This is a genomic window from Arthrobacter sp. 05N428_2, from assembly GCF_056397065.1.
Window position 1 is genome coordinate 23825 of record NZ_JBFTMR010000006.1, and the last position, 23234, is coordinate 47058.

General features: G+C 68.0%; 20 protein-coding genes and 1 tRNA gene. 17 read left to right on the forward strand and 4 right to left on the reverse strand.

Going from position 1 to position 23234, the window contains the following annotated elements:
- The first annotated feature begins 22 nt into the window (after nucleotides 1-22).
- On the forward strand, nucleotides 23-1933 hold the full coding sequence (locus tag AC1DGI_RS08395; RefSeq protein ID WP_476898443.1) for a propionyl-CoA synthetase: 1911 nt from the start codon (nucleotides 23-25) through the stop codon (nucleotides 1931-1933).
- Nucleotides 1934-1976: 43 nt separating this feature from the next.
- On the opposite strand, the gene AC1DGI_RS08400 is transcribed toward AC1DGI_RS08395, so the two are convergent.
- Entirely contained in the window at nucleotides 1977-2696 is a 720-nt protein-coding gene (locus tag AC1DGI_RS08400) for a response regulator (RefSeq protein ID WP_476898444.1), read from the reverse strand.
- The gene (locus AC1DGI_RS08405; protein ID WP_476898445.1) at nucleotides 2693-4459 is read right to left on the reverse strand and encodes a sensor histidine kinase; all 1767 of its coding nucleotides are present in this window, start codon (nucleotides 4457-4459) and stop codon (nucleotides 2693-2695) included. Before AC1DGI_RS08405 ends, AC1DGI_RS08400 begins: the two co-directional genes overlap by 4 nt.
- A gap of 135 nt (nucleotides 4460-4594) precedes the next feature.
- Between AC1DGI_RS08405 and AC1DGI_RS08410 the strand changes: the two genes are divergently transcribed.
- From AC1DGI_RS08410 to AC1DGI_RS08455, 10 genes are all read left to right on the forward strand, one after another.
- Entirely contained in the window at nucleotides 4595-5953 is a 1359-nt protein-coding gene (locus AC1DGI_RS08410) for a cation:dicarboxylate symporter family transporter (RefSeq protein ID WP_476898446.1), read from the forward strand.
- A 252-nt stretch (nucleotides 5954-6205) separates the two neighbouring features.
- The gene (locus AC1DGI_RS08415; protein ID WP_476898447.1) at nucleotides 6206-7105 is read left to right on the forward strand and encodes a ParA family protein; all 900 of its coding nucleotides are present in this window, start codon (nucleotides 6206-6208) and stop codon (nucleotides 7103-7105) included.
- 8 nt (nucleotides 7106-7113) lie between these two features.
- On the forward strand, nucleotides 7114-7968 hold the full coding sequence (locus AC1DGI_RS08420; protein WP_476898448.1) for a segregation and condensation protein A: 855 nt from the start codon (nucleotides 7114-7116) through the stop codon (nucleotides 7966-7968).
- The gene (gene scpB / locus AC1DGI_RS08425) at nucleotides 7965-8651 is read left to right on the forward strand and encodes an SMC-Scp complex subunit ScpB (RefSeq protein WP_441399738.1); all 687 of its coding nucleotides are present in this window, start codon (nucleotides 7965-7967) and stop codon (nucleotides 8649-8651) included. Before AC1DGI_RS08420 ends, scpB begins: the two co-directional genes overlap by 4 nt.
- Nucleotides 8652-8697: 46 nt before the next feature.
- Complete coding sequence (locus AC1DGI_RS08430; protein ID WP_476898449.1) at nucleotides 8698-9915, forward strand: pseudouridine synthase; 1218 nt, start codon at nucleotides 8698-8700, stop codon at nucleotides 9913-9915.
- A gap of 3 nt (nucleotides 9916-9918) precedes the next feature.
- Complete coding sequence (locus AC1DGI_RS08435; protein WP_476898450.1) at nucleotides 9919-11028, forward strand: prephenate dehydrogenase; 1110 nt, start codon at nucleotides 9919-9921, stop codon at nucleotides 11026-11028.
- Nucleotides 11028-11756 (forward strand): (d)CMP kinase, encoded by a 729-nt coding sequence (cmk, locus tag AC1DGI_RS08440; protein WP_476898451.1) that lies wholly within the window; start codon nucleotides 11028-11030, stop codon nucleotides 11754-11756. Before AC1DGI_RS08435 ends, cmk begins: the two co-directional genes overlap by 1 nt.
- A 49-nt stretch (nucleotides 11757-11805) precedes the next feature.
- Nucleotides 11806-12504, forward strand: a complete 699-nt coding sequence (locus AC1DGI_RS08445) for a lysophospholipid acyltransferase family protein (protein WP_476898585.1) — start codon at nucleotides 11806-11808, stop codon at nucleotides 12502-12504.
- Entirely contained in the window at nucleotides 12501-14051 is a 1551-nt protein-coding gene (gene der, locus AC1DGI_RS08450) for a ribosome biogenesis GTPase Der (RefSeq protein WP_476898452.1), read from the forward strand. The genes AC1DGI_RS08445 and der overlap by 4 nt, the downstream gene beginning before the upstream one ends.
- Nucleotides 14052-14217: 166 nt before the next feature.
- Nucleotides 14218-14294, forward strand: a tRNA-Pro gene (locus AC1DGI_RS08455).
- Between the two features lie 93 nt (nucleotides 14295-14387).
- On the opposite strand, the gene AC1DGI_RS08460 is transcribed toward AC1DGI_RS08455, so the two are convergent.
- Complete coding sequence (locus AC1DGI_RS08460; protein ID WP_476898453.1) at nucleotides 14388-15257, reverse strand: Fpg/Nei family DNA glycosylase; 870 nt, start codon at nucleotides 15255-15257, stop codon at nucleotides 14388-14390.
- A gap of 152 nt (nucleotides 15258-15409) precedes the next feature.
- Between AC1DGI_RS08460 and gcvH the strand changes: the two genes are divergently transcribed.
- From gcvH to AC1DGI_RS08485, 5 genes are all read left to right on the forward strand, one after another.
- Nucleotides 15410-15796 (forward strand): glycine cleavage system protein GcvH, encoded by a 387-nt coding sequence (gene gcvH, locus AC1DGI_RS08465; protein WP_476898454.1) that lies wholly within the window; start codon nucleotides 15410-15412, stop codon nucleotides 15794-15796.
- Between the two features lie 119 nt (nucleotides 15797-15915).
- Nucleotides 15916-16389 carry an FHA domain-containing protein gene (locus AC1DGI_RS08470; RefSeq protein ID WP_476898455.1) on the forward strand — a complete coding sequence of 158 codons (474 nt, stop codon included), beginning with the start codon at nucleotides 15916-15918 and terminating at the stop codon, nucleotides 16387-16389.
- Between the two features lie 23 nt (nucleotides 16390-16412).
- Nucleotides 16413-17129, forward strand: coding sequence for a transcriptional regulator FtsR (gene ftsR, locus AC1DGI_RS08475; protein ID WP_441403734.1), 717 nt, complete (start codon nucleotides 16413-16415; stop codon nucleotides 17127-17129).
- On the forward strand, nucleotides 17129-17632 hold the full coding sequence (locus AC1DGI_RS08480; RefSeq protein ID WP_476898456.1) for a bifunctional nuclease family protein: 504 nt from the start codon (nucleotides 17129-17131) through the stop codon (nucleotides 17630-17632). The genes ftsR and AC1DGI_RS08480 overlap by 1 nt, the downstream gene beginning before the upstream one ends.
- 263 nt (nucleotides 17633-17895) lie before the next feature.
- Nucleotides 17896-18492 (forward strand): MerR family transcriptional regulator, encoded by a 597-nt coding sequence (locus AC1DGI_RS08485; protein ID WP_354235991.1) that lies wholly within the window; start codon nucleotides 17896-17898, stop codon nucleotides 18490-18492.
- Between the two features lie 91 nt (nucleotides 18493-18583).
- Here the strand turns inward: AC1DGI_RS08485 and AC1DGI_RS08490 are convergent, their stop codons facing one another.
- Nucleotides 18584-19441: a ParA family protein gene (locus AC1DGI_RS08490; RefSeq protein WP_441403339.1), complete on the reverse strand. Its 858-nt coding sequence runs from the start codon at nucleotides 19439-19441 to the stop codon at nucleotides 18584-18586.
- Nucleotides 19442-19757: 316 nt separating this feature from the next.
- Between AC1DGI_RS08490 and AC1DGI_RS08495 the strand changes: the two genes are divergently transcribed.
- Nucleotides 19758-23153, forward strand: coding sequence for a pyruvate carboxylase (locus AC1DGI_RS08495; RefSeq protein WP_476898457.1), 3396 nt, complete (start codon nucleotides 19758-19760; stop codon nucleotides 23151-23153).
- Nucleotides 23154-23234 lie beyond the last annotated feature (81 nt).

Below are 23234 nucleotides of genomic sequence, written 5' to 3' on the forward strand. Positions count from 1 at the left end.
ACGTCGTGGACGGGATTACTTCATGGTCACCAAAAGCTACCGGGACAGCTACCAGCGCAGCGTTGAGCAGCCGGAGGACTTCTGGCTCGAGGCCGCGGCCAAGGTCGCCTGGAGCACGCCTCCGACCCGGGCCCTCGACTCAGGCCGGGCGCCGCTCTACGACTGGTTCCCCGACGGGGTCCTGAACACCTGCTACAACGCCCTCGACCGCCACGTAGCGGAGGGCCGCGGAGCGCAGGACGCCCTGATTTACGACTCCGCCATGCTCGGCACGCAGCAGCGTTTCAGCTACGCCGAACTCACCGAGCTCGTCGCCCGCTTCGCCGGCGTCCTGCGCAGCCACGGCGTGGGTAAAGGTGACCGCGTGGTGATCTACATGCCGATGATCCCCGAGGCCGCCATCGCCATGCTCGCCACCGCCCGGCTCGGCGCCATCCACTCGGTGGTCTTTGGCGGCTTCGCGCCCAAGGAACTCGCCGCCCGGATCCGGGACGCCACCCCCGCCGCCGTGGTCACCGCCTCCGGCGGGATCGAACCCTCCCGCCGGATCGAATACCTGCCGGCCGTCGCCGAGGCGCTCGAACTGGCCGGCGCTCCTGACACCCCCGTGCTGGTCAAGGAACGTGATGGCTTCGCTGCCTCCTGGGCCGACCACGCCGGCTGGCTGGACTGGGACACCGCCATGGCGGCGGCCGAGCCGGCTGCCCCGGTCGACGTCAAGGCCACGGACCCGCTCTACATCCTCTACACCTCGGGAACCACCGGGGCGCCCAAGGGAGTGGTCCGGGACAACGGCGGCCACGCCGTCGCCTTGCGCTGGACGCTGGAAAACATTTACGACGTCGGCCCTGGCGACGTGATGTGGACAGCCTCCGATGTCGGCTGGGTGGTGGGTCATTCCTACATCGTTTACGGGCCGCTGCTGGCGGGAGCCACCACGGTGCTCTATGAAGGCAAACCGGTGGGCACGCCTGACGCCGGCGCGTTCTGGCGTGTTATCCAGGATCACAAGGTCAACGTCCTGTTCACCGCGCCCACCGCCCTGCGGGCCATCCGGAAAGCCGACCCCGAGGCCAAGCTACTTGAACAGTACGACATCTCCAGCCTGCGGACCCTGTTTGCCGCCGGCGAACGCCTCGATACCGACACCTTCCACTGGGCCTCCGGCGTACTGGGCGTTCCGGTGGTGGACCACTGGTGGCAGACCGAGACGGGCTGGGCCATCTGCGCCAACCCCCGAGGCCTCGACGGGCTGCCGATCAAGGCCGGCTCGCCGAGTGTTCCGATGCCCGGGTTCAAGCTGCGGATCCTCGACGGCTCCGGCGAGGAAGTCGAACCGGGCACCGAGGGCAACATTGTCCTGGGCCTCCCGCTGCCGCCCGGTACTCTGGCCACCCTCTGGCGCAACGACGAACGCTATATCTCGTCCTACCTGCAGGCTTTCGAGGGCAGCTACGCCACCGGCGACTCCGGCTACCGCGACGAGGACGGCTATCTCTTCGTGATGGGCCGGACTGACGACATCATCAACGTCGCCGGGCACCGGCTCTCCACCGGCGCCATGGAACAAGTGATCGGCCAGCACCCGGCTGTCGCCGAATGCGCCGTGATCGGACTCGCCGACCCGCTCAAGGGCCAGCGCCCCAGCGGCTACGTGGTGCTCAAGACCGGCGTGGACGTGCCGGAGGACGTCCTGGTCAAGGACCTGATCGCCCTGGTCCGCCGGGACATCGGCGCCGTAGCGGACTTCAAGCACGTCACGGTGGTCGAGGCGCTACCGAAGACCCGGTCCGGCAAGATCCTGCGGAAGACGATGCGCCAGATCGCCGACGGGGACGACTATGTGGTGCCCTCCACGATCGAGGACGCCGGCGTAATCGACCAGCTCCTGGGGACGCTGCGGCCCGCTGCCGGAGGGGAGCGGCCCGCCTAGGGCCCGGAGGATCAGGGCCCCGGAGGATCAGGTGCCCGGAGGATCAGGACCCCGCGCGGCTCCAGCGGTATTCCTTTTCGGGCCGGCCCGGGGCTCCGTAGCGCGCGGTGCGGGACACCAGCCCGGCGTCGGCTAGGTACTCGAGGTAGCGGCGGGCCGTCACCCGGGAGATGCCCAGCGCCGCCATCACCTCGCTGGCCGAGACCGCCCCGGACTGCAGTTTCATGAAGCCCTGTACCGAATCAAGGGTGGGGCCGGACAGGCCCTTGGGCAGCGGCAGGTCGGAGGGCGCCCGCAGGCTCGCGAAGGCCTGGTCTACATCGCTCTGCGACGCGCCCGTCCCGGCACCACCAGGCCCGGGGGAGGCCAGCTGCTCGCGGAACAGCCGGTAGCTGCCCAGTTTGTCCGCAAACGTGGCGTAGGTGAAGGGCTTGATCAGGTACTGAACGACGCCGGTTGCCACGGCGCTGCGGACGATGTTCAGCTCGCGCACCGCTGTGATCGCGATGATGTCGGCGAAGAGACCGGCAGCGCGCATCCGGCGGGCGATGTCCAGTCCATGCAGGTCCGGCAGGTTCATATCGAGCAGGACCAGTTCCACGGGCTGGCCGGCGGCCAACAGCTCCGTCATCAGGCGTAGCGCCGACTGGCCGTCAGGGGCGGAGCCGGCCAAGCTGAAACCGTCCAGCCGGCCGATGTAGGCAGCGTGCGCGGCGGCCGCGATCGGCTCGTCTTCGACGACGAGTACGCGGATATCGCTCATAGCTGTTCCTCTGTTGTGCTGCCTGTGTCCGCCGCGTTGCCCGTCACGGCGCTCAACCCTTCGCCTGCCGCGGCGGCGGGAGCCGCCGGCAGGGTGACGCGGAACAGAGCTCCGGCCGGGCTGGTGATTGTCATGGTACCGCCCAGACGGTGCACCGCCTGCCGGACCAGCGCCAGCCCAAGCCCGCGCCCGAACGGGCCGGACGCCTTAGTGCTGAAGCCGTGCCGGAAGACGTCCTCCACCGCAGCCGGATCAATTCCCGGACCGCTGTCCTCCACCGAGATCTCCACGGTGCCGCCCTGGGCCACGACGGACAGCTCCACCAGCCGTGGCGGCGGCGCATCGGCGGCGGCGTCGATTGCGTTATCGAGCAGGTTGCCCAGGATGGCGACAAGGTCCTGGACGGCCAGTCCGGCCACGGCCGTGGAGCCCCCGGTCGTCAGGATGAGTTCAACGCCGCGTTCATGCGCCTGGGCCGCCTTGCCCATCACGAGCGCGCCGAGCACCGGCTCCTCGATGGAACCGACCAGGTCATCGGTGAGCCGCTGGGTCAGCTCCAGGTCCTTCGTGGCGAAGTCCAGGGCCTCGGCGCCGCGGCCGAGCTCCATCAGGGACACCATCGTGTGCAGCCGGTTGGCGTGCTCGTGGGTCTGGGCGCGGAGGGCGTCGGAGAGCGTCCGCATGGTTTCAAGCTCACTGCCCAGCGATTCGATCTCGGTGCGGTCCCGGATCGTTGCCACGGTCCCGAAGACGGGCGGCCCGGACGGCGACTTGCCGGATGCTGCCTTGCCCGAAAGTGCGTTGCCGGACGGCGCCGGGCGCTGGCGGCCGGCACGGGTGCGGGGGCCCACCGCCGGGCCCTGGTTCACTACCAGCACCCGCGGGCCGGTCAGGTGGATTTCGTCCCGGACGGCGCGGCCGGACTCGAAGAGCTCCCGGAGGCTCGGGGCCAGCGGCAGTTCGGCCAGCGACGGCGCGTCGCCGCCTTGGACTCCGGGAGCATCGCCGTCGGCCGGGCGTGGCGGCACCCCCAGCAGCGCCGCCGCCTGGTCGTTGTACATCACCACTTTGCCCTTGGGATCGATGAGGATCACCCCTTCGCGGACCGAATGGAGCACCGACTCGTAGTAGGCGAACAGCTGCGCGAGCTGCTCCGGGCCCCAGCCGCGGGTCACGCGGCGCAGGTAGCGCCCCAGCACCCAGGAAGCCGCCGAGCCGGCCGCCAGCAGGGCTGCGGCGATCGCAAGCAAGGCGGGCAGCCGGCCGGAAAATGCCACGTCCACAGTGCCCACCGTCACGCCCGCGGCCACGAGCGCGCGGACCTTGCCGGCAGAATCCTTGACCGGGGCAATCGTGCGCACCGACGGCCCGAGGGTCCCGGCCATGACTTCGGTGAAGACCTCGCCGTTGAGGGCGGCGTCGACCGAGCCGATATACGGCTTGCCCAGCTCATCCCCGCTGGGGTGGGTCCACCGGGTTCGGTCCGGCGCCATGATCGTGATGAAGTCCGCGCGGGCGTCCCGCATCACCTGCAGGGCGTAGGGCTGGAGCCGCGCGGACGGGTCCGGCGCTGCCGCTGCCTGCAAGACGAGCGGATTGTCCGCCACGGCGGTGGCGACGCCGGCCATCCGCCGCCCGGCCTCCTCGTACGCGTGGTCGCGGGCGTCCACGAAGGTGGCCGTGCCCACGACCGCCGTCAGGGCCAGCATGAACAGCAGGTGGGCCACAAACAGCCTGCGGGCGATGCTCCAGTGATGGATCAACCGGACCTTCCATGTTCAATATGAACGCAACGGTGATGCGCGTCACTTCCTGCCCAATGATTGGGGAACACGCAGAACGGACGTGATGCGCAACGAGTGCCGCATCGAAGTCCAGCCTATCCAAGGAGAAACACCATGGCCTCTCAACGAGGAGAGTCAGCGGCACTTGCCGCGGCGCCGGTCAAGAAGCGCAAGGGGCTGGACAAGTCCCACTACCTGTACATCGCGGTCATCGTGGCCGTCGTCCTCGGCGCCCTCATCGGCCTGATGTTCCCCGAGGTCGGCAAGTCGCTCAAGCCGCTCGGCGACGGCTTCATCAAGCTGATCAAGATGATGATCGCCCCGGTGATCTTCTGCACCATCGTCCTGGGCATCGGCTCGATCGCCAAGGCGGCCACCGTCGGCAAGGTCGGCGGCCTGGCCCTCGGCTACTTCATCGTCATGTCGACCTTCGCCCTGGCCATCGGCCTCGTCGTCGGCAACCTCATCCACCCGGGCACCGGCCTCAAGCTGGCTCCGTACGACCCGAACAAGAAGGCCGCCACCGACAGCACCGTCGACTTCCTGCTCGGCATCATCCCCAGCGACATCCCGGTCCTGCCGACCCTGCTCGCCGCCATCCTGGTCGGCTTCGCGCTGCAGAAGATGGGCCCGCAGGGCACCCCGATCCTCAAGGCCATCGGCCACGGCCAGGCCCTCGTCTTCCGCATCCTGATCATGGTCATGTGGCTCGCCCCGGTCGGCGCCTTCGGCGCCATCGCCGCCGTCGTCGGTGCCACCGGCGTCCAGGCCATCATCGGCATGGCCACGCTGATGGTCGCCTTCTACCTCACCTGTGCCGTCTTCATCATCGTGATCCTCGGCGGCCTGCTCCAGGTTGTCTCCGGCGTCAACATCTTCCGCCTGATGAAGTACCTGGCCCGCGAATACCTGCTGATCTTCTCCACCTCCTCCTCCGAAGCGGCGCTGCCCCGGCTGATCGCCAAGATGGAACACCTCGGTGTCTCCAAGCCGGTCGTCGGCGTCACCGTCCCGACCGGCTACTCCTTCAACCTCGACGGCACCGCCATCTACCTGACGATGGCCTCGCTGTTCGTTGCCAACGCCATGGGCACGCCGCTGGACCTCGGCGCGCAGATCTCGCTGCTGATCTTCATGATCATCGCTTCCAAGGGCGCCGCCGGCGTCTCCGGCGCCGGCCTCGCGACCCTGGCCGCCGGCCTGCAGGCCCACCGTCCCGAGCTGCTCGGCGGCGTCGGCATGATCGTCGGCATCGACCGGTTCATGTCCGAGGCCCGCGCGCTGACCAACTTCACCGGCAACGCCGTCGCCACCATCCTGATCGGCACCTGGGTCAAGGAGATCGACGGCGGCCAGGTTGAGCGTGTCCTCTCCGGCGCCGCACCCTTCGACGAGCAGACCATGATCGCCGGCCACTCCGCGGTCCAGCCTGTCGACGAGCCCGCACCCCAGCCGGTCCCGGCCAACGCCTAAGGAGCGCCCCGCACCAACCAAGAACCGCCCGGACGCAGCCGCTGCGTCCGGGCGGTTTTCCATGCCCGGACGGGATGCCATCAGGCAACCTTCCACCTCTACCAGAGGGTCAAGGCGCGCGGAACGGCGGTTGTCAAGGTCCGCGGAATACCGTGTCGGGGGCTGTAACCTTGGGAGGAATAACGTAACGATCCGCGCCGGGCGGCCGGATCGGGCACGAAAATCACCGTCATCGAAAGTGTGGATAGATACGTGAGCAGCGAACAGGGTTCAGCCACTCTGGAAGGCACCGAACTCGACCTGGACGACGCCATCATGGGCCCCACCGGGCGCCCCCAACGCGACTTCCCGGAGCCTGCGCCGCTGTCCTCCCACGGCCCGGCGCGGGTTATCGCCATGGTCAACCAGAAAGGCGGCGTGGGTAAGACCACGTCCACCATCAACCTGGCCGCGGCCTTGGCCGAATACGGCCGCCGGGTGCTGCTGGTCGACTTCGATCCCCAGGGAGCCCTCTCCGCGGGCTTCGGAACGAACCCGCACGAACTGGACCTCACGGTCTATAACGTACTGATGGACCGCAAGGTCGACATCCGCGACGCCATCCAGAAGACCGGCGTCGAAAACGTTGACCTGCTGCCGGCCAACATCGACCTCTCCGCCGCGGAAGTGCAGCTGGTGAACGAGGTGGCCCGGGAACAGGTGCTCGACCGGGCGCTGAAAAAGGTCGAGGACGACTACGACGTCGTCCTGATCGACTGCCAGCCCTCGCTCGGGCTGCTCACCGTCAACGCACTGACCGCGGCGCACGGCGTCATCATCCCGCTGATCTGCGAATTCTTCGCCCTGCGCGCCGTCGCGCTGCTGGTCGAGACGATCGACAAGGTTCAGGACCGGCTGAACCCGGGACTGCAGGTCGACGGCGTGCTCGCCACCATGTACGACGCCCGCACCCTGCACGGCCGCGAGGTCATCGCCCGGCTCGTGGAGGCCTTCGGTGACACGGTCTTCGAAACCGTCATCAAACGCTCCATCAAGTTCGCCGACGCCACCGTGGCCGCCGAACCGATCACTAGCTACGCCGCTAACCATCCCGGCGCCGATGCCTACCGCCGCCTGGCCAAAGAGCTGATTTCGCGCGGCGGCGCCCCCTAGCCAGGGCCGTGACGGCTACAGGCACCCCCACAGCGCAGCCGGAGCTCGCTCCGCCCGGGAAGAAGCCCGGCTTCGAGGTCCGGCTGGCCAACTTCACGGGTCCGTTCGACCTGCTGCTGGGACTGATCTCGAAGCACCAGCTGGACATCACCGAGGTGGCCCTGGCCACGGTCACCGACGAGTTCATCAAGTACATCAAGGGGCTGCAGCGGCTGGGGGAGGACTGGGCCCTGGATGAGGCCAGCGAGTTCCTGGTGATCGCCGCCACCTTGCTGGACCTTAAAGCCGCCCGGCTGCTGCCCGCCGGCGAGGTCGAGGACGACGAGGATATCGCGTTGCTGGAGGCCCGCGATCTGCTGTTCGCCCGGCTGCTGCAGTACAAGGCGTTCAAGCAGGTTGCGGGACTCATCGACGCCACCCTGGAACTGGAGGGCCGGCGCTACCCGCGCCAGGTCGCCCTGGAGGGCCATTTCGCGGCGCTGCTGCCGGAACTGGTCTGGAAGCACAGCCCGCAGGAGTTCGCGGCGCTGGCCGAAGCCGCGCTGAAACCCAAGGAAGCAGCCCCCACCGAGGTGGGCCTGGCGCATCTGCACGGCACGCCGGTCAGCGTACGGGAGCAGGCCGAAATCATCGGCTTCCGGCTGCGGCTGGGCAAGGCGCTGACCTTCCGCGCCCTGATCGCCGACGCTGAATCCACCCTCGTGGTGGTGGCCCGGTTCCTCGCCCTGCTGGAAATGTTCCGGGACAAGGCGGTGACCTTCGACCAGCTGCTGCCACTCGGCGAGCTGTCGGTGCAGTGGAGCGCAGCGGCCGAGGACTGGAGCAGCGAGAACCTGAGCGAAGAATACGAGGAGCAGCCATGACCGAACGAGTGTCTGACACCTCGCCCGCCACCGGCCCGGACGCCGGGCCGGACGTCGCGAACCTGCCCGGCGGAGCCCGCGCCGCCCTCGAAGCCGTCCTGATGGTGATCGACGAACCGGCGACGGCGACCCAACTTGCCGCCGGCCTGAACCTGACCGTCGACGTCGTCGACGGCCTGCTCGGGGAACTGCAACGGGAGTATAACGGCTATACTGGTAATGCCCCGGATGCGGACGACGCCAGCGCGTGTACAAAGACAGCTGGTTTCAGTGCCGCCCCCCGGGGTTTTGAATTGCGGAACATCGCCGGAGGCTGGCGGATCTACTCCCGCGCCGAGTTCGCCGACGTCGTCGGCGGGTTTGTGCTGGAGGGTCAAACGGCCAGGCTGACGCAGGCGGCGCTCGAAACGCTCGCCGTTATCGCCTACCGGCAGCCAGTTTCCAGGGCGCGGGTGTCGGCAATTCGGGGGGTCAACGTTGACTCCGTGGTGCGGACGCTGACCCAGCGCGGACTGATAGAGGACGCGGGACACGATCCTGAGTCCGGAGCCGTCCTGTACCGCACTACGTCGTATTTCCTCGAACGCATGGGAATCGGCTCGGTGGCTGAGTTGCCGCAGCTTTCACCCCATCTTCCGGGGCTTGAAGGCATTGCAGAGTATTACGACGCAGGAAGAATGTAGGCAGGAACGCTGCCTACGCAAAGAGTATCCAAACGAAGGACGGGTCATGACACAGGCGGGACGCCAGGGTTCACCACGTAACGGTTCGGGACGCACCAGCGCCGGACAACAGGCAGCGCGCACCCAGGGTGCCGGCGGCGCCGGCCGCGGCCAGCGCGACTTCACCAAGGGCGGCGGCGACCGCCCGTTCAAGCGCCCCAAGCCGCGCGAAGAAGCATTCGTCGATCCGGACCTGAACCCCGGCGGCGGGGTCTCTGACCCCGCCGAGCGGAAGGGCGCCAACCCGGCGGAGCGAAAGGGCGGCGGCGCAAAGGCCGCGGCCCGCAAGGCGGCCGCCCGCAAGCCCGGCGCCGGCAAGGTCCCCGGCACGCCCGGTGCCCTCAAGCCCAAACCGCGGATCGGTGCCGGGGCAGCCAAGGCTGTCGGTTCCCGGGCCTTCGGCGGCGAACGCTTCGGCCAGAGCCTCGGCCCCGTCCGGAAGCCGGCCCGCAAGCGCGGCCCGCGCGCCGAGGTGCCCCAGTCCGAACTGCACGACGCCGACGGCATCCGCCTGCAGAAGGTCATGGCTTCCGCCGGCGTCGCCTCCCGGCGCGTGTGTGAGGAAATGATCGCCGAAGGCCGCGTCGAGGTAGACGGCCAGGTCGTCACCGAGCTTGGCATGCGCGTCGACCCCAAGTCCGCCGTGATCCACGTGGACGGCCTGCGCATCCAGCTGGACGAAAACATGGTCTACATGGTGTTCAATAAGCCCAAGGGTGTCGTCTCCACGATGGAGGACCCGGACGGCCGGCCGTGCATCAGCGACTTCGTCCGCAACCATCACGGCGAACGCCTCTTCCACGTCGGCCGGCTCGACGTCGCCACCGAGGGGCTGCTGTTGCTGACCAACGACGGCGAGCTCGCCAACCGCCTGACGCACCCGTCCTATGAGGTCCCCAAGACCTACCTCGTCCAGGTCCGCGGGCCGTTCCCGCAGGGCGTCGGCGCACAGCTCAAGGCCGGCATCGAACTCGAAGACGGCATCGCCTCGGTGGATTCCTTCCGGCTCGTCGACTCGACCCCGGGCCACGTGCTGATCGAGGTCGTGCTGCACTCCGGCAAGAACCGCATTGTGCGGCGGCTCTTCGACGCCGTCGGGTTCCCGGTGCTGCGCCTGGTCCGCGTCAAGGTGGGCCCCATCGGCCTGGGCGACCAGCGCCAGGGCAGCATCCGCAACCTCGGCAGGCAGGAAGTCGGCCACCTGCTGGCATCCGTGGGGCTGTAGGGCATGTCCGCATTTCGCACTCACGGCCGCGGCCACCTGAACGGGCCGGTGGTGGTCGTGGGGACCGGGCTGCTGGGAACCAGCATCGGGCTGGGCCTCCGCGGCCGCGGCGTCGCCGTCTTCCTGACCGACCCGTCGCCAACCAACCAGGCCGTCGCCGTCGACATCGGCGCCGGCCTGCCCTTGGCGCGCCTTGACGGCGAGGCGCCCGAACTCGTCGTCGTTGCCGCGCCACCGGACGTGACGGCCGACGTCGTCGCCCGCGCCCTCGCGGAATACCCGCAGGCCGTTGTCGCCGACATCGCCAGCGTCAAGGCCGGCATCCAGGCGGAACTGCGTGACCGYGGTGCCGACCTGGGCCGCTACGTCGGCACGCACCCGATGGCCGGCCGGGAAAAGTCCGGCCCGGTGGCCGCCCGCGGCGAACTGTTCACCTCTATGCCGTGGGTGCTCTGTCCCTCTGCCGAAACCCGGCCCGAGGCCCTGCAGACTGCGCGCGCGCTGGCCACGGACCTTGGCGCCGTGGTCTCCGAATTCGGCGCCGAAGAACACGACGAAGCCGTGGCGCTGGTCTCGCACCTGCCCCAGGTGATGTCTTCGCTGGTGGCGAGCCGGCTCCAGGGCACACCCCTGCACGCCCTCTCGCTGGCCGGAAACGGGCTGCGGGACGTGACCAGGATCGCCGCGAGCGATCCCACGCTCTGGGTGCAGATCCTCGGCGCCAACGCCGGCAAGGTCGTGGAGATCCTGCACGGCGTCCGCGAGGACCTGAACCGGCTGATCGGAACGCTGGAGGATCCGACGGCGCCGGGCGCCAGGCTGGACCTCGCGCAGCTGATCAGCGAAGGCAACGCCGGCCAGTCCCGGATCCCGGGCAAGCACGGCGGGCCCCCGCAGGCCTACTCCTGGCTGACCGTCCTGGTGGACGACACGCCCGGACAGATTGCGAAGCTCCTGACCGAGATCGGCGAGATCGGCGTCAACCTCGAGGACCTCCGGCTGGACCACTCCTCGGGGCAGAATGTCGGCATGGTGGAAATCTCCGTGCTGCCCAACAAGCACGAACTGCTCATCGAAGCCCTCAACGACCGCGGATGGCGGGTACTCCAGTAATGACCCAGGAACTTATCGAAACTGTGGACGTCGTCCGCCCCGGAAAAAGCCTCGTCGTGGCGATCGACGGACCCTCCGGCTCGGGCAAATCCAGCGTCAGCAAAGAGGTGGCGCGCCGGCTTGGGCTGTCGTACCTGGACACCGGCGCCATGTACCGGGCGCTGACCTGGTTTTGCCTCGACAGCGGCACCGATCTGGCGGACGCCGAAGCCGTCGAAGCCGCAGCGGAGGGCCTTCCCCTCGAAATCAGCACCAGCCCGCAGGAAGAGTACGTCCGCGTGGCCGGGGCCAACATCACCCTGGCCATCCGGGAGCCGCGCATCTCCGGCTCCGTCAGCGCCGTCGCCACCACGCTCGGGGCACGCACCGAACTGATCCGCCGGCAGCGCGAGCTGATCGAAAAGCACCACCGCCGCATGGTGGTGGAGGGCCGCGACATCACCACCGTCGTCGCGCCCCATGCCGAAGTGCGCATGCTGCTCACCGCCAGCGAGGAAGCCCGGCTTCGCCGCCGCGGAATCCAGCTCGGCGGCAGCCAGAACGCCGAACAGCTCGCGGCGCAGGTCACGGCGCGGGACGCCAAGGACTCTACGGTGGTGAACTTCACCCAGGCCGCCGACGGCGTGGTGACCCTGGACTCCTCGGAGCTCGACTTCGCCCAAACCGTCGAGGCGGCGCTCGGGATTGTGCACACGGTCATCAACCATACGGCGCTCAATCGTGACTGAGCCCGGAGCCGGGGCGCAGCGTCCGGGCCGCTGGTTCCTGGACGGAACCATGGCTTGGAGCCGGCCGGTCGGCTGGACCCTGGACCACTTGGTGTACCGGACCACAGTCATGGGCCGAGCCAACGTTCCCGCGGCCGGTCCGGTGATTTTCGCCGGCAACCACATCAGCTTCCTGGACGGTCCGGTGATGTTTGGCGCCGCGCCGAGGCCGATGCATATCTTCGTCAAGAAGGAGATGTTCGCGGGCCTCCCGGGCCTGGTCCTGAAGGCCTCCGGCCAACTGGCGGTCGACCGCGCGGGGGACCGGGCGGCGTTGCACCGGGCCAAGAACATCCTTGACGCCGGACGGTGCGTCGGGATCCTCCCCGAAGGCACCCGGGGGAGCGGACAGGCGGCGACGATCAACAACGGGGTGGCCTGGCTTGCGTTGAACTCGGCGGCCACCGTGATCCCGGTGGCCATCCTCGGAACGAGAATCGGCGGCGAGCACCTCAACACGGTTCCCCGGCCCGGCCGCAGGCTGCATGTCAGCTTCGGCGGTGCCCTCACTGTCAACCGCAGGCCCGGAGAGACCGGGCGTGCTTCAATGGACAGGGTGGGAACCGAGATCCGCGCAGCTTTGGCGCGGCACGTCCAGGACGCAATTCAATGCAGCGGGCAGCGCCTGCCCGACGCGGATTCCCCGCAAGAACTTCAGACAGCAGTAGCCGGGACGCCGGCAGATCACCACCTAAGGAAAGTGCAATGAGCGATACGACTCAAACCCCCGGCCATTTTGGCGCCGGTGAAGACGAATACACGCCCACCGGCACGGACCAGGTGGCGGAGCATCTCGCTGCCCTGGACGACGAGGAAGCCGACCTCCGCGCGGCCTCGCTCCGGGCCGGCCTGGACGACTACGAGCTGGACGAGGAAGACGCCGCCCTGTTGAGCGGCCGCTACGAGGACGAGGACTTCGACGGCCCGGTCAAGCTTGACCCGGTGCTGGCCATCATCGGCCGCCCGAACGTCGGCAAGTCCACTCTCGTCAACCGCATCCTGGGCCGCCGCGAAGCCGTGGTCGAGGACACCCCCGGCGTCACCCGGGACCGGGTCATGTACTCCGCCACCTGGAACGGCCGGAACTTCACCGTGGTCGACACCGGCGGCTGGGAGCACGACGCCCGCGGCATCCACGCCCGCGTCGCCGAGCAGGCCGAGATGGCCGTGGAACTCGCCGACGCCGTGCTGTTCGTCGTGGACTCGGCCGTGGGCGCGACCGCCACGGACGAAGGCGTCATGAAGATGCTGCGCAAGTCCAAGAAGCCGGTCATCATGGTGGCCAACAAGGTCGACGACTTCGCCCAGGAGGCCGACTCGGCTGCGCTGTGGGGCCTCGGCTTCGGCGAGCCGTACCCGGTGTCCGCACTACACGGTCGCGGCGTCGCCGACCTGCTGGACCACGTCATGGACACACTTCCCGAGTTCTCCACGATCGAAGGCCTCGAGCGCAGCGGCGGCCCGCGCCGGATCGCCCTGATCGGCCGACCGAACGTCGGCAAATCCTCGCTGCTGAACAAGCTCGCCGGCTCCGAGCGCGTCGTCGTCGACAACACCGCCGGCACCACGCGCGACCCGGTCGATGAGTTCATCGAACTCGGCGGCCGGACTTGGCGCTTCGTGGACACGGCCGGCATCCGGCGCCGCCAGCACATGGCCCAGGGCGCCGACTTCTACGCCTCTTTGCGCACCCAGAGCGCGCTCGAAAAGGCGGAGGTCGCCGTGGTGCTGCTCGCCGTCGACGAGGTGCTCAGCGAGCAGGATGTGCGCATCCTGCAGCTGGCCATCGAATCCGGCCGAGCGCTGGTGCTCGCGTTCAACAAGTGGGACCTGCTCGACGACGAACGCCGCAGCTACCTGGAACGCGAAATCGAACAGGACCTCGCCCACGTGGCGTGGGCCCCGCGCGTGAACATCTCGGCTAAAACCGGCTGGCACAAGGACCGGCTGGTCCCGGCCCTGGACACCGCGCTGGAGAGCTGGGACAAGCGCATCCCCACCGGTCGCCTCAACGCGTTCCTTGGCGAGCTCGTGGCGGCCCACCCGCACCCGGTCCGCGGCGGGAAGCAGCCGCGCATCCTCTTCGGCACCCAGGCCTCGAGCCGGCCGCCGAAGTTCGTGCTGTTCACTACCGGCTTCCTGGACCCCGGGTACCGCCGTTTCATCACCCGACGGCTCCGCGAGACCTTCGGTTTCGAGGGCACGCCGATCGAGGTCAACATGCGGGTCCGGGAAAAGCGCGGCAAGAAGCGCTGATTCGGCGCGCGCCCGCCGGGGGAGAAAGTTCCCGTGGCACAAGTCAAAATGTCACGGGCACCCTCCGGCATCGTGTAAGCTTTTGGAGGTGGTTCGGCCGGACTGCTCAGATGAATTCTTTTGGTTCGCCAAGTGAAGCATCGGGAGCGGAGAACGGCGGGACCAGCGGGCTGTAGCGCAGCTTGGTAGCGCACTTGACTGGGGGTCAAGGGGTCGCAGGTTCAAATCCTGTCAGCCCGACCAACAGAAAGTACCCCGCCATTCCGGCAACGGAATGGCGGGGTTTTCTGTATCCCGGAAGGGGCTACCCAGGCAGTGCGAACTTTCAGGCAGTACCTACTTCAGGAAGCGCGAGGTCCGCCGGTCGGCGAGGATCTTGCCTTTCGTCTGGCAGGTGGGGCAGTACTGCAGCGAGGTGTCAGCGAACGACACCTCCCGCACCGTGTCACCGCATACCGGGCACGCCTCGCCGGTCCGTCCGTGGACCCGCATATGGCTGCGCTTCGCATCCTTCAGCTCACTCGGGGGTTTCCCGCGGGCTTCCGCCACCGCAGTCCCCAGAATCTCGTGGATCGAGTCGTAAAGACGCTGCACGGCCGGCCGGTCCAAGGAGCCGGCGACCGCGAAGGGCGACATTTTGGCCGCGTGCAGGATCTCGTCGCTGTAGGCGTTTCCGATCCCGGCCATGATGGCCTGGCTGCGCAGCACACCCTTGATCTGCTGGGAACTGCCGGCCAAGATCACGGCCAAGGCGTCGACGTCGAACCCCGGGCTGAACGGGTCCGGACCGAGCGCCGCAACGCCGGGAACGTCGGACGGATCCCGGACCAGATAGACGGCCAGGCTTTTCTTGGTGCCGGCCTCGGTCAGATCCAGGCCCAGCGGACCGGTTCCGCTCGAAAACGAGAGCCGCGCGGCAATGTGCCCGCTGCCCATTTTCAGCAGCGTCCCGGTGGGGGTTTCGGTGAAGCGCACCCAGCCCGCCCTGGCCAGGTGGAAGACAAAGTGCAGGCCGCCGGCCTCAAGATCCACGAACTTGCCGTGCCGGCTCACTCCGGTCACGGTCCTGCCCTCCAGCTCGGAGAGCGGCGGATCCGCGGTCTTGAGCACCGCGAAGGAGACAATCTGGACCTTCGCCAGGACAGTTCCGCGCAGGCGCGCATCCAAAAAGTCCGCCAAGGCTGCCACTTCCGGTAGCTCAGGCATGGGCAATTCCTTCCAGAACCGGTGCTGGTGCCGCCATGGCCCCATCATGCCAGAGTCCTCCCGGCCCCGGACGGATATGCCTATACTTTCAGCGGCGGCCCGATCGGTAGGCCGCCGTCGACCTTGGTGATTGACCCGACGAAAGGCCCGTCATGAGCAACATTCCCGCAGACCTGTCCTACACCGCCGAACACGAATGGATTACCGCCCCGAACGCCGATGGCGTCGTGCGCGTCGGGATCACGGATTTTGCCCAGGACGCCCTCGGGGACGTCGTCTACGCCCAGATGCCGGAGGTCGGCACCAACATCAGCGCCAATGACGTCGTCGGGGAGGTCGAATCGACCAAGAGCGTCAGCGACATCTACGCGCCGGTCAGCGGCGAAGTGGTGGCCCGCAACGAGGCACTGGACACCGATTCGGCCCTGATCAATTCGGATCCGTACGGCGAGGGCTGGCTGATCGAGATTAAGCTCGCGGAGGCGGACGCCGTCGAGTCGTTGCTCAGTGCATCGGAGTACGAACAGCAGGTAGGCTAAAGCTAAGGTCCACGGGACGCGTTACCGCGCCGGGGGACCGATTACCGGATCTGCCAGGCTTTTCCGGACGGTATGCGTTGTTTGCAGGGGGGACACCTGCAACGAATGAGGAGGACTCAATGGTTGGGCACGGACAGAACGACACCGGTGACTACGGCGCGGGTGGCGTGAAAGCCTCGGAGACCACGTCGATCCATCTCACTCCCGTGCGCGATGAGCCCACCATCACCCCGAAAGTCTCGGCCGACGAGCGTTCGTCGATCGAGTCGCTGCCGGCCGGGTCCGCCCTGCTGGTGGCACACAGCGGCCCCAACTCGGGCGCCCGCTTCCTGCTCGATTCGGATGTGACGACGGCGGGCCGTCACCCGGACGCCGACATCTTCCTCGACGACGTCACGGTTTCGCGCCGGCACGTCGAATTTCGGCGCACGGCGCGCAGCTTTGAGGTGGTCGACACCGGGAGCCTGAACGGCACCTACGTCAACCACGACCGTGTCGACAGCGTGGAGCTGAAGTCCGGTAATGAGGTGCAGATCGGCAAGTTCCGGCTCACCTTTTACCTCAGCCCTGCCCGTACCGCAGGCAACGTCTGATATCGGGGCAGTTGCCGGTGGCCATGGCACAAGCCGAACGGCGCGGACCCCAGGTCCTGAACATCGGGGAGGTCCTGGCTCAACTGAGCGATGACTTCCCCACCATGACCGCGTCAAAAATCAGGTTTCTTGAAGAAAAGGGACTCATCAACCCGCAGCGGACCCCGGCGGGCTACCGGCAATACTCCGAGAGCGACGTTGAACGGCTCCGTTTCGTGCTGGCCCTGCAGCGCGACCAGTACCTGCCGCTGAAGGTGATCAAGGATTACCTCGACGCGATCGACCGCGGCGAACGCCCGGACAATCTGCCCCCGGGCGTCACGGTCTCGCCGCGGATCGTTTCCGCGGAACTTGCCTCGGAGCTGAACAATCGGGTGCGCATGCTCAGCGAAGAACAGCTGCGCGTCGAGTCCGGGGCCAGCGTCCCGTTGCTCGAGTCGCTCCTCAGCTTCGGCCTGATCGGGCATGTCAACGGAAGTTTCGACGAACACGCCCTGCAGGTAGCCCGCGCGTGCGTGCAGCTGGAAAGCCACGGCTTGGAACCCCGCCACCTGCGGCCCTTCCAGGCGGCCGCGGACCGCGAATTCGGGCTCGTGGAACGGGCGGTGGGCACCCTGATGTCACGCAAGGACGCCGCCTCGCAGGCCCGCGCGGCCGAAGCGGCTCGGGAGATCAGCGAGCTCTGCCTCTCGCTGCACCGGGCCCTCGTCCAGGACCGCATCTCGAGGATGGACAGCTGATGATTGAGGTGGAAATCGTAGGCGTGCGGATCGAGCTGCCGTCCAACCAGCCACTCGTCCTGCTCAAGGAGCTGCACGGGGAGCGCCATGTACCCATCTGGATCGGCACCCCGGAGGCAAGCGCCATCGCCCTGGCCCAGCAGGGTGTGGTCCCGCCGCGGCCCATGACGCACGACCTGCTCGTGGACGTCGTCGAGGCGCTGGGCCACACGATCGTCAGCGTGAACATCGTCGCGGTGGAGGACAATATCTTCTACGGCCAGCTCCAGTTCGACGACGGCACCACCGTCAGCTCGCGGGCCTCGGATGCCCTGGCACTGGCCCTGCGCGCGCGATGCCGGATCTGGTGCGCGGACGCCGTGATGGAGGACGCCGGTGTGCGGATCACCGAGCACGACGACGGTGAGGATACCGAACCCGGGCCCGCCGTCGACGAAGAGGGTGAGTTGCGGCGCTTCCGGGAGTTCCTCGACGACGTCGAACCCGAGGATTTTGCCGGCTGAAACGGCCCAAAGCTTAAAGTCGAGGTCGAAACTTTCGACACGCCCCGGGAATAGCCCCGACGTCTTTGACCTTGGGCCCCGGCAGGCCTAACGTCGGAGGTACAAGTTCCCATTGCATACAACAGCCGCGCAAGTCACACTGGACAGTGCAGCCGGATCCGGACGTACACGGATGATTTTAGTGCCGTTCCGACCGACGCCTGTCCCGAAGAACGCGCTGTTGCTGCAAGTTCCCACGGGAACTCATGACAAGGAGGATCCACGTGAGTCCGAAAGGCGAAGCAGGCGAGCTCAAGCAGGCCTCGACGGCAGGTGTTGCTGTGCCCGCAAGCGGTGCCCAGGGCCTGCTGTTCACCGAAGATCTTCCGGTCCTGGACGAAGACGCGGGCTACCGCGGCCCGACGGCGTGCAAGGCCGCCGGAATCACGTACCGGCAGTTGGACTACTGGGCCCGCACCGGACTCGTCGAGCCTGCAGTGCGCGGCGCCGCGGGCTCCGGCTCGCAGCGGCTCTACGGCTTCCGTGACATCCTCGTGCTCAAGGTCGTCAAGCGTCTCCTCGACACCGGCGTCTCACTCCAGCAGATCCGCACCGCCGTCGAACACCTCCGCGAGCGGGGGGTCGAGGACCTTGCCCAGATCACCCTGATGAGTGACGGCGCCAGCGTCTACGAATGCACCTCGGCGGACGAGGTCATCGACCTGGTCCAGGGCGGGCAGGGTGTCTTTGGCATCGCCGTCGGCCGGGTCTGGCGCGAAGTCGAGGGGAGCCTTGCCGCCCTGCCGAGCGAACACGCCACGGACCAGTCCTTTCCGGACGACGAACTCAGCAAGCGCCGAGCCGCCCGGAAAATCGGCTAGCGCACAGCCCACTACTTAAAAGCAACGCGGGGTCACTTCGCGCCCATCGTGCACGTCATGATGGCCGCCAAGTGGCCCCGCGGTGCTGTGGTCAGCGCCGGCTGCGGTTGCGGACCAGTCCAGCCGCATCGCCCGGAGCGGCGGTCTGCAGCAGGTTCTCCAGCAGCGCGTCGAACAAGGCGGCTGCATTCTTGGCGGAATCGCCCGGCCAGTGGTGGACCGAATGGGCCGCGCCCTGGATCTGTTGCCAGTTGGCCTGCTCCGGGATGTGCGGAGACAGCAGCAGTTCGCCGAACATGGACTGCATCTCGGAGAGCCGGAAGCTGTGTTCCGAAGAGCCTGAACGCACCCGGTTGGCGACGATGCCGGCAGGGGAGAGCCCCGGCGCAAATTCCTGCCTGAACAGCTGGATGGCGCGCAGGGTGCGCTCCGTTCCCGCGACGGAGAACAACCCGGGTTCCGCGACCAGGGTGACCTTGTCGCTGGCCGACCAGGCCATCCGGGTCAGCCCGTTGAGCGAGGGCGGGCAATCGATCAGGACCAGCTCGTATTGCCCGGCGCCGGCCAGCACCGAGGAGAGCCGGCGCAGGTCGCGGCGGCCCAGGTCGGGCCGGTCATAGATCCCGGTGTACGCGGACCCGACGGCGACATCCAGGACGGGCGCAGCTGCGCCGTTGGAGCTGCCGGGGGAGCCCGCGGGGCCGTGCTCCACCCAGCCGCTGGGGACTACGTTGTCGGCGAGGCGTGCCCGTCGCGGGGCCTTGAGCATCCGTCCGATGTCCAACTGTTCGCCTGGGCGGACACCGAGGGCTGTGCTGGCATCCGCGTGCGGGTCAAGATCGACCACGAGGGTGGAGATGCCGGCTGCGAGTGCGGCCGACGCGAGTCCGGTTGTCACGGAGGTCTTGCCGACACCGCCTTTGAGGCTGCTGATGCTGACTACTTGCACTTGAAAAACCAATACCTAACGCCGGTTGCCGGGACGGGGTCATGCCGGCCCGTGCGTTCCTTGGGCCGGGGGCGTGCATGCGCAACCCACGCATTCATCATATGTTGATGCGCCGGCTAAACCCGTCTCATCCGGCCCGGCGACCCTCCCGGTGGCCGGGAACCATGCCGGACGCTCCCGGAAGGCCGGTGATCTCCTTACTGCACCCGAAATGAAGCATAATGCTGTGATGGTCGACACATTCATTTGTGTGTGTGCGCACAGGTCTTAGAAACTGTGACAACTTACCGACCGCTCGCAATGATGCAGGAGAAGTATGTTTTCCAAGATTCTGGTGGCTAACCGCGGCGAAATCGCGATCCGTGCCTTCCGGGCCAGCTATGAGCTGGGTGCCAAAACGGTTGCGGTGTTTCCTACCGAAGACCGTAACTCCATCCACCGCCAGAAGGCCGACGAGGCGTATCTGATCGGCGAGGAGGGGCACCCGGTCCGGGCGTACCTCGACGTGGACGAAGTGGTCAGGGTCGCGAAGGAGGCGGGCGCCGACGCGATCTACCCCGGCTACGGCTTCCTCTCCGAGAACCCCAACTTGGCCCGCGCGGCAACGGCCGCCGGCATCACCTTCGTCGGTCCGCCGGCGGAGGTCCTGGAACTGGCCGGCAACAAGGTCGCCGCCCTCGAGGCCGCCCGCAGGGCCGGCGTGCCGGTGCTTAGATCCAGCCAGCCTTCCAAGGACGTTGACGAGCTCATCGCCGCCGCGGACGAAATCGGGTTCCCCATCTTCGCCAAGGCCGTCGCCGGCGGCGGCGGGCGGGGCATGCGCCGGGTGGACACCCGTGAGGCGCTGCCCGAGGCCCTGCAGGCCGCGATGCGCGAGGCCGATGCAGCCTTTGGCGATCCCACCATGTTCCTGGAGCAGGCAGTGCTGCGGCCGCGGCACATCGAGGTCCAGATCCTCGCCGACGCCGAGGGCAACGTGATGCACCTCTTCGAGCGCGACTGCTCCATCCAGCGCCGCCACCAGAAGGTCATCGAGATTGCCCCCGCGCCCAACCTGGACGAGGGAATCCGGCAGGCGCTCTACCGGGACGCCGTGAAATTCGCCAAGGCCTTGAACTACGTCAACGCGGGCACCGTGGAGTTCCTCGTGGACACCGTGGGTGAGCGGGCCGGCCAGCACGTCTTCATCGAGATGAACCCGCGCATCCAGGTCGAGCACACCGTCACCGAGGAAGTCACCGACGTCGACCTCGTCCAGGCGCAGCTGCGCATCGCCGCCGGCGAGACCCTCGCCGACCTGGGCCTCTCGCAGGAGACGGTCAAGCTTCGGGGCGCCGCGCTGCAGTGCCGCATCACCACCGAGGACCCGGCGAACGGCTTCCGTCCCGACGTCGGCAAGATCACCGGCTACCGTTCGGCCGGCGGCGCCGGTGTCCGGCTCGACGGCGGCACCGTGTACTCGGGTGCCGAGATCAGCCCGCACTTCGACTCGATGCTGGTCAAGCTGACCTGCCGCGGCCGCGACTACCCGACCGCCGTCGCCCGCGCCCGGCGGGCCCTCGCCGAGTTCCGGATCCGCGGCGTGTCCACCAACATCTCCTTCCTGCAGGCCGTACTGGACGATCCGGACTTCGTCGCGGGCGACGTCGCCACCTCGTTCATCGACGAACGCCCCGGACTGCTCAAGGCGCGGGTCTCCGCGGACCGCGGCACCAAGCTGCTGACCTGGCTCGCCGAGGTCACGGTCAACAAGCCGAACGGCGAGCTCACCGTGCACAGCGACCCGGCGGACAAGCTTCCGGCCCTCGCCGAAGGAGACGCCCCGGCGGGGTCCCGCCAGCGGCTGCTCGAGCTCGGGCCGGAGGGCTTCGCGAAGGCCCTCCGCGAGCAGGTGGCGGTCGCCGTCACCGACACCACCTTCCGCGACGCGCACCAGTCACTGCTGGCGACCCGCGTCCGTACCCGAGACCTCGTGGCGGCCGCCCCCGCCGAGTCCAGGCTGCTCCCGGAACTGCTCTCCGTCGAGGCCTGGGGCGGCGCGACCTACGACGTCGCCCTGCGCTTCCTGGGCGAGGACCCTTGGGACCGCCTGGCCGCGCTGCGCAAGGCGCTGCCGAATATCTGCCTGCAGATGCTGCTCCGCGGCCGGAACACCGTCGGGTACACGCCGTACCCGGAGGAGGTGACCGTGGCGTTCGTCAACGAGGCCGCCGCGACCGGCATCGATATCTTCCGCATCTTCGACGCCCTCAACGACGTCAACCAGATGGCCCCCGCCATCCGCGCCGTGCGGGAGACCGGCACCGCCGTGGCCGAGGTCGCCCTCTGCTACACCGCGGACATGCTGGATCCGGAGGAAACCCTCTACACCCTGGACTACTACCTGGAGCTGGCGCAGAAGATCGTTGACGCCGGCGCGCACATCCTTGCCATCAAGGACATGGCGGGGCTGTTGCGCCCAGCGGCCGCCGCACGCCTGGTGACGGCCCTGCGGGAGCGGTTCGACCTGCCGGTCCACCTGCACACCCACGACACCGCCGGTGGCCAGCTGGCCACCCTGCTGGCCGCCGTGGATGCCGGAGTGGACGCCGTGGACGTGGCTTCGGCCTCACTGGCCGGTACCACCAGCCAGGTCTCCGCCTCGGCGCTGGTCGCGGCTTTGGCCCACACACCCCGCGACACCGGCCTGAGCCTGGCCAACGTGTGCGCCTTGGAACCCTACTGGGAGGCCGTGCGCCGCGTCTACGCCCCCTTCGAATCGGGCCTGCCAGGCCCCACAGGCCGGGTCTACCAGCACGAGATCCCCGGCGGTCAGCTCTCGAACCTGCGCCAGCAGGCGATGGCGCTGGGCCTGGGCGAACGCTTCGAAGCGATCGAAGACATGTACACCGCGGCGGACCGCATCCTGGGCCGGCTCGTGAAGGTCACGCCCTCCTCCAAGGTGGTCGGCGACCTGGCCCTGCACCTGGTGGGCCTCAACGCGGACCCGGCGGACTTCAACGAGAACCCGCAAAAGTACGACATCCCGGACTCCGTCATCGGCTTCCTCTCCGGCGAATTGGGCGACCCGCCCGGCGGCTGGCCGGAGCCGTTCCGGACCAAGGCCCTGCAGGGCCGCAGCGTCAAGGTCCGCGACGCCGAACTCAGCGCCGAGGACAGCGAGGCCCTCAAGGGCGACTCCAAGACGGTGCAGCAGACGCTCAACCGTTTGCTCTTCGCCGGTCCCACCAAGGACTACCAGAAGAGCGTCGACACCTACGGCAACCTCTCGGTCCTGGACACCCGCGACTACCTGTTCGGGCTGCAACGCGGCGCGGAGCACGAGATCGAACTGGAGAAGGGGGTCCGGCTGATCGCCTCGCTGGAGGCCGTGTCGGAGCCGGATGAGAAGGGGATGCGGACCGTGATGTGCACGCTCAACGGCCAGTCCAGGCCGGTGGTGGTCCGTGACAGGTCCGTGGTGAGCAACGTCAAGGCGGCCGAGCGGGCCGACGCCTCGCAGCCGGGCCAGGTGGCCGCGCCGTTCGCCGGTGCCGTCACCCTGACCGTCAAGCCGGGCGACGCGGTTAAGGCCGGGGAAACCGTCGCGACCATCGAAGCGATGAAGATGGAGGCCTCGATCACGACGCCGGTGGCCGGCACCGTGGCCCGGATCGCCGTCAGCGCCGTCGAACAGGTCCAGGGCGGTGACCTGCTGCTGGTCGTCGAATAGCGGCAGCGGCATCCAGCAGAAAGGGCTCCTCCGGCTGCGGCCGGGGGAGCCCTTTCTGGTCTGAGTGGTGCAGGTCTTCGT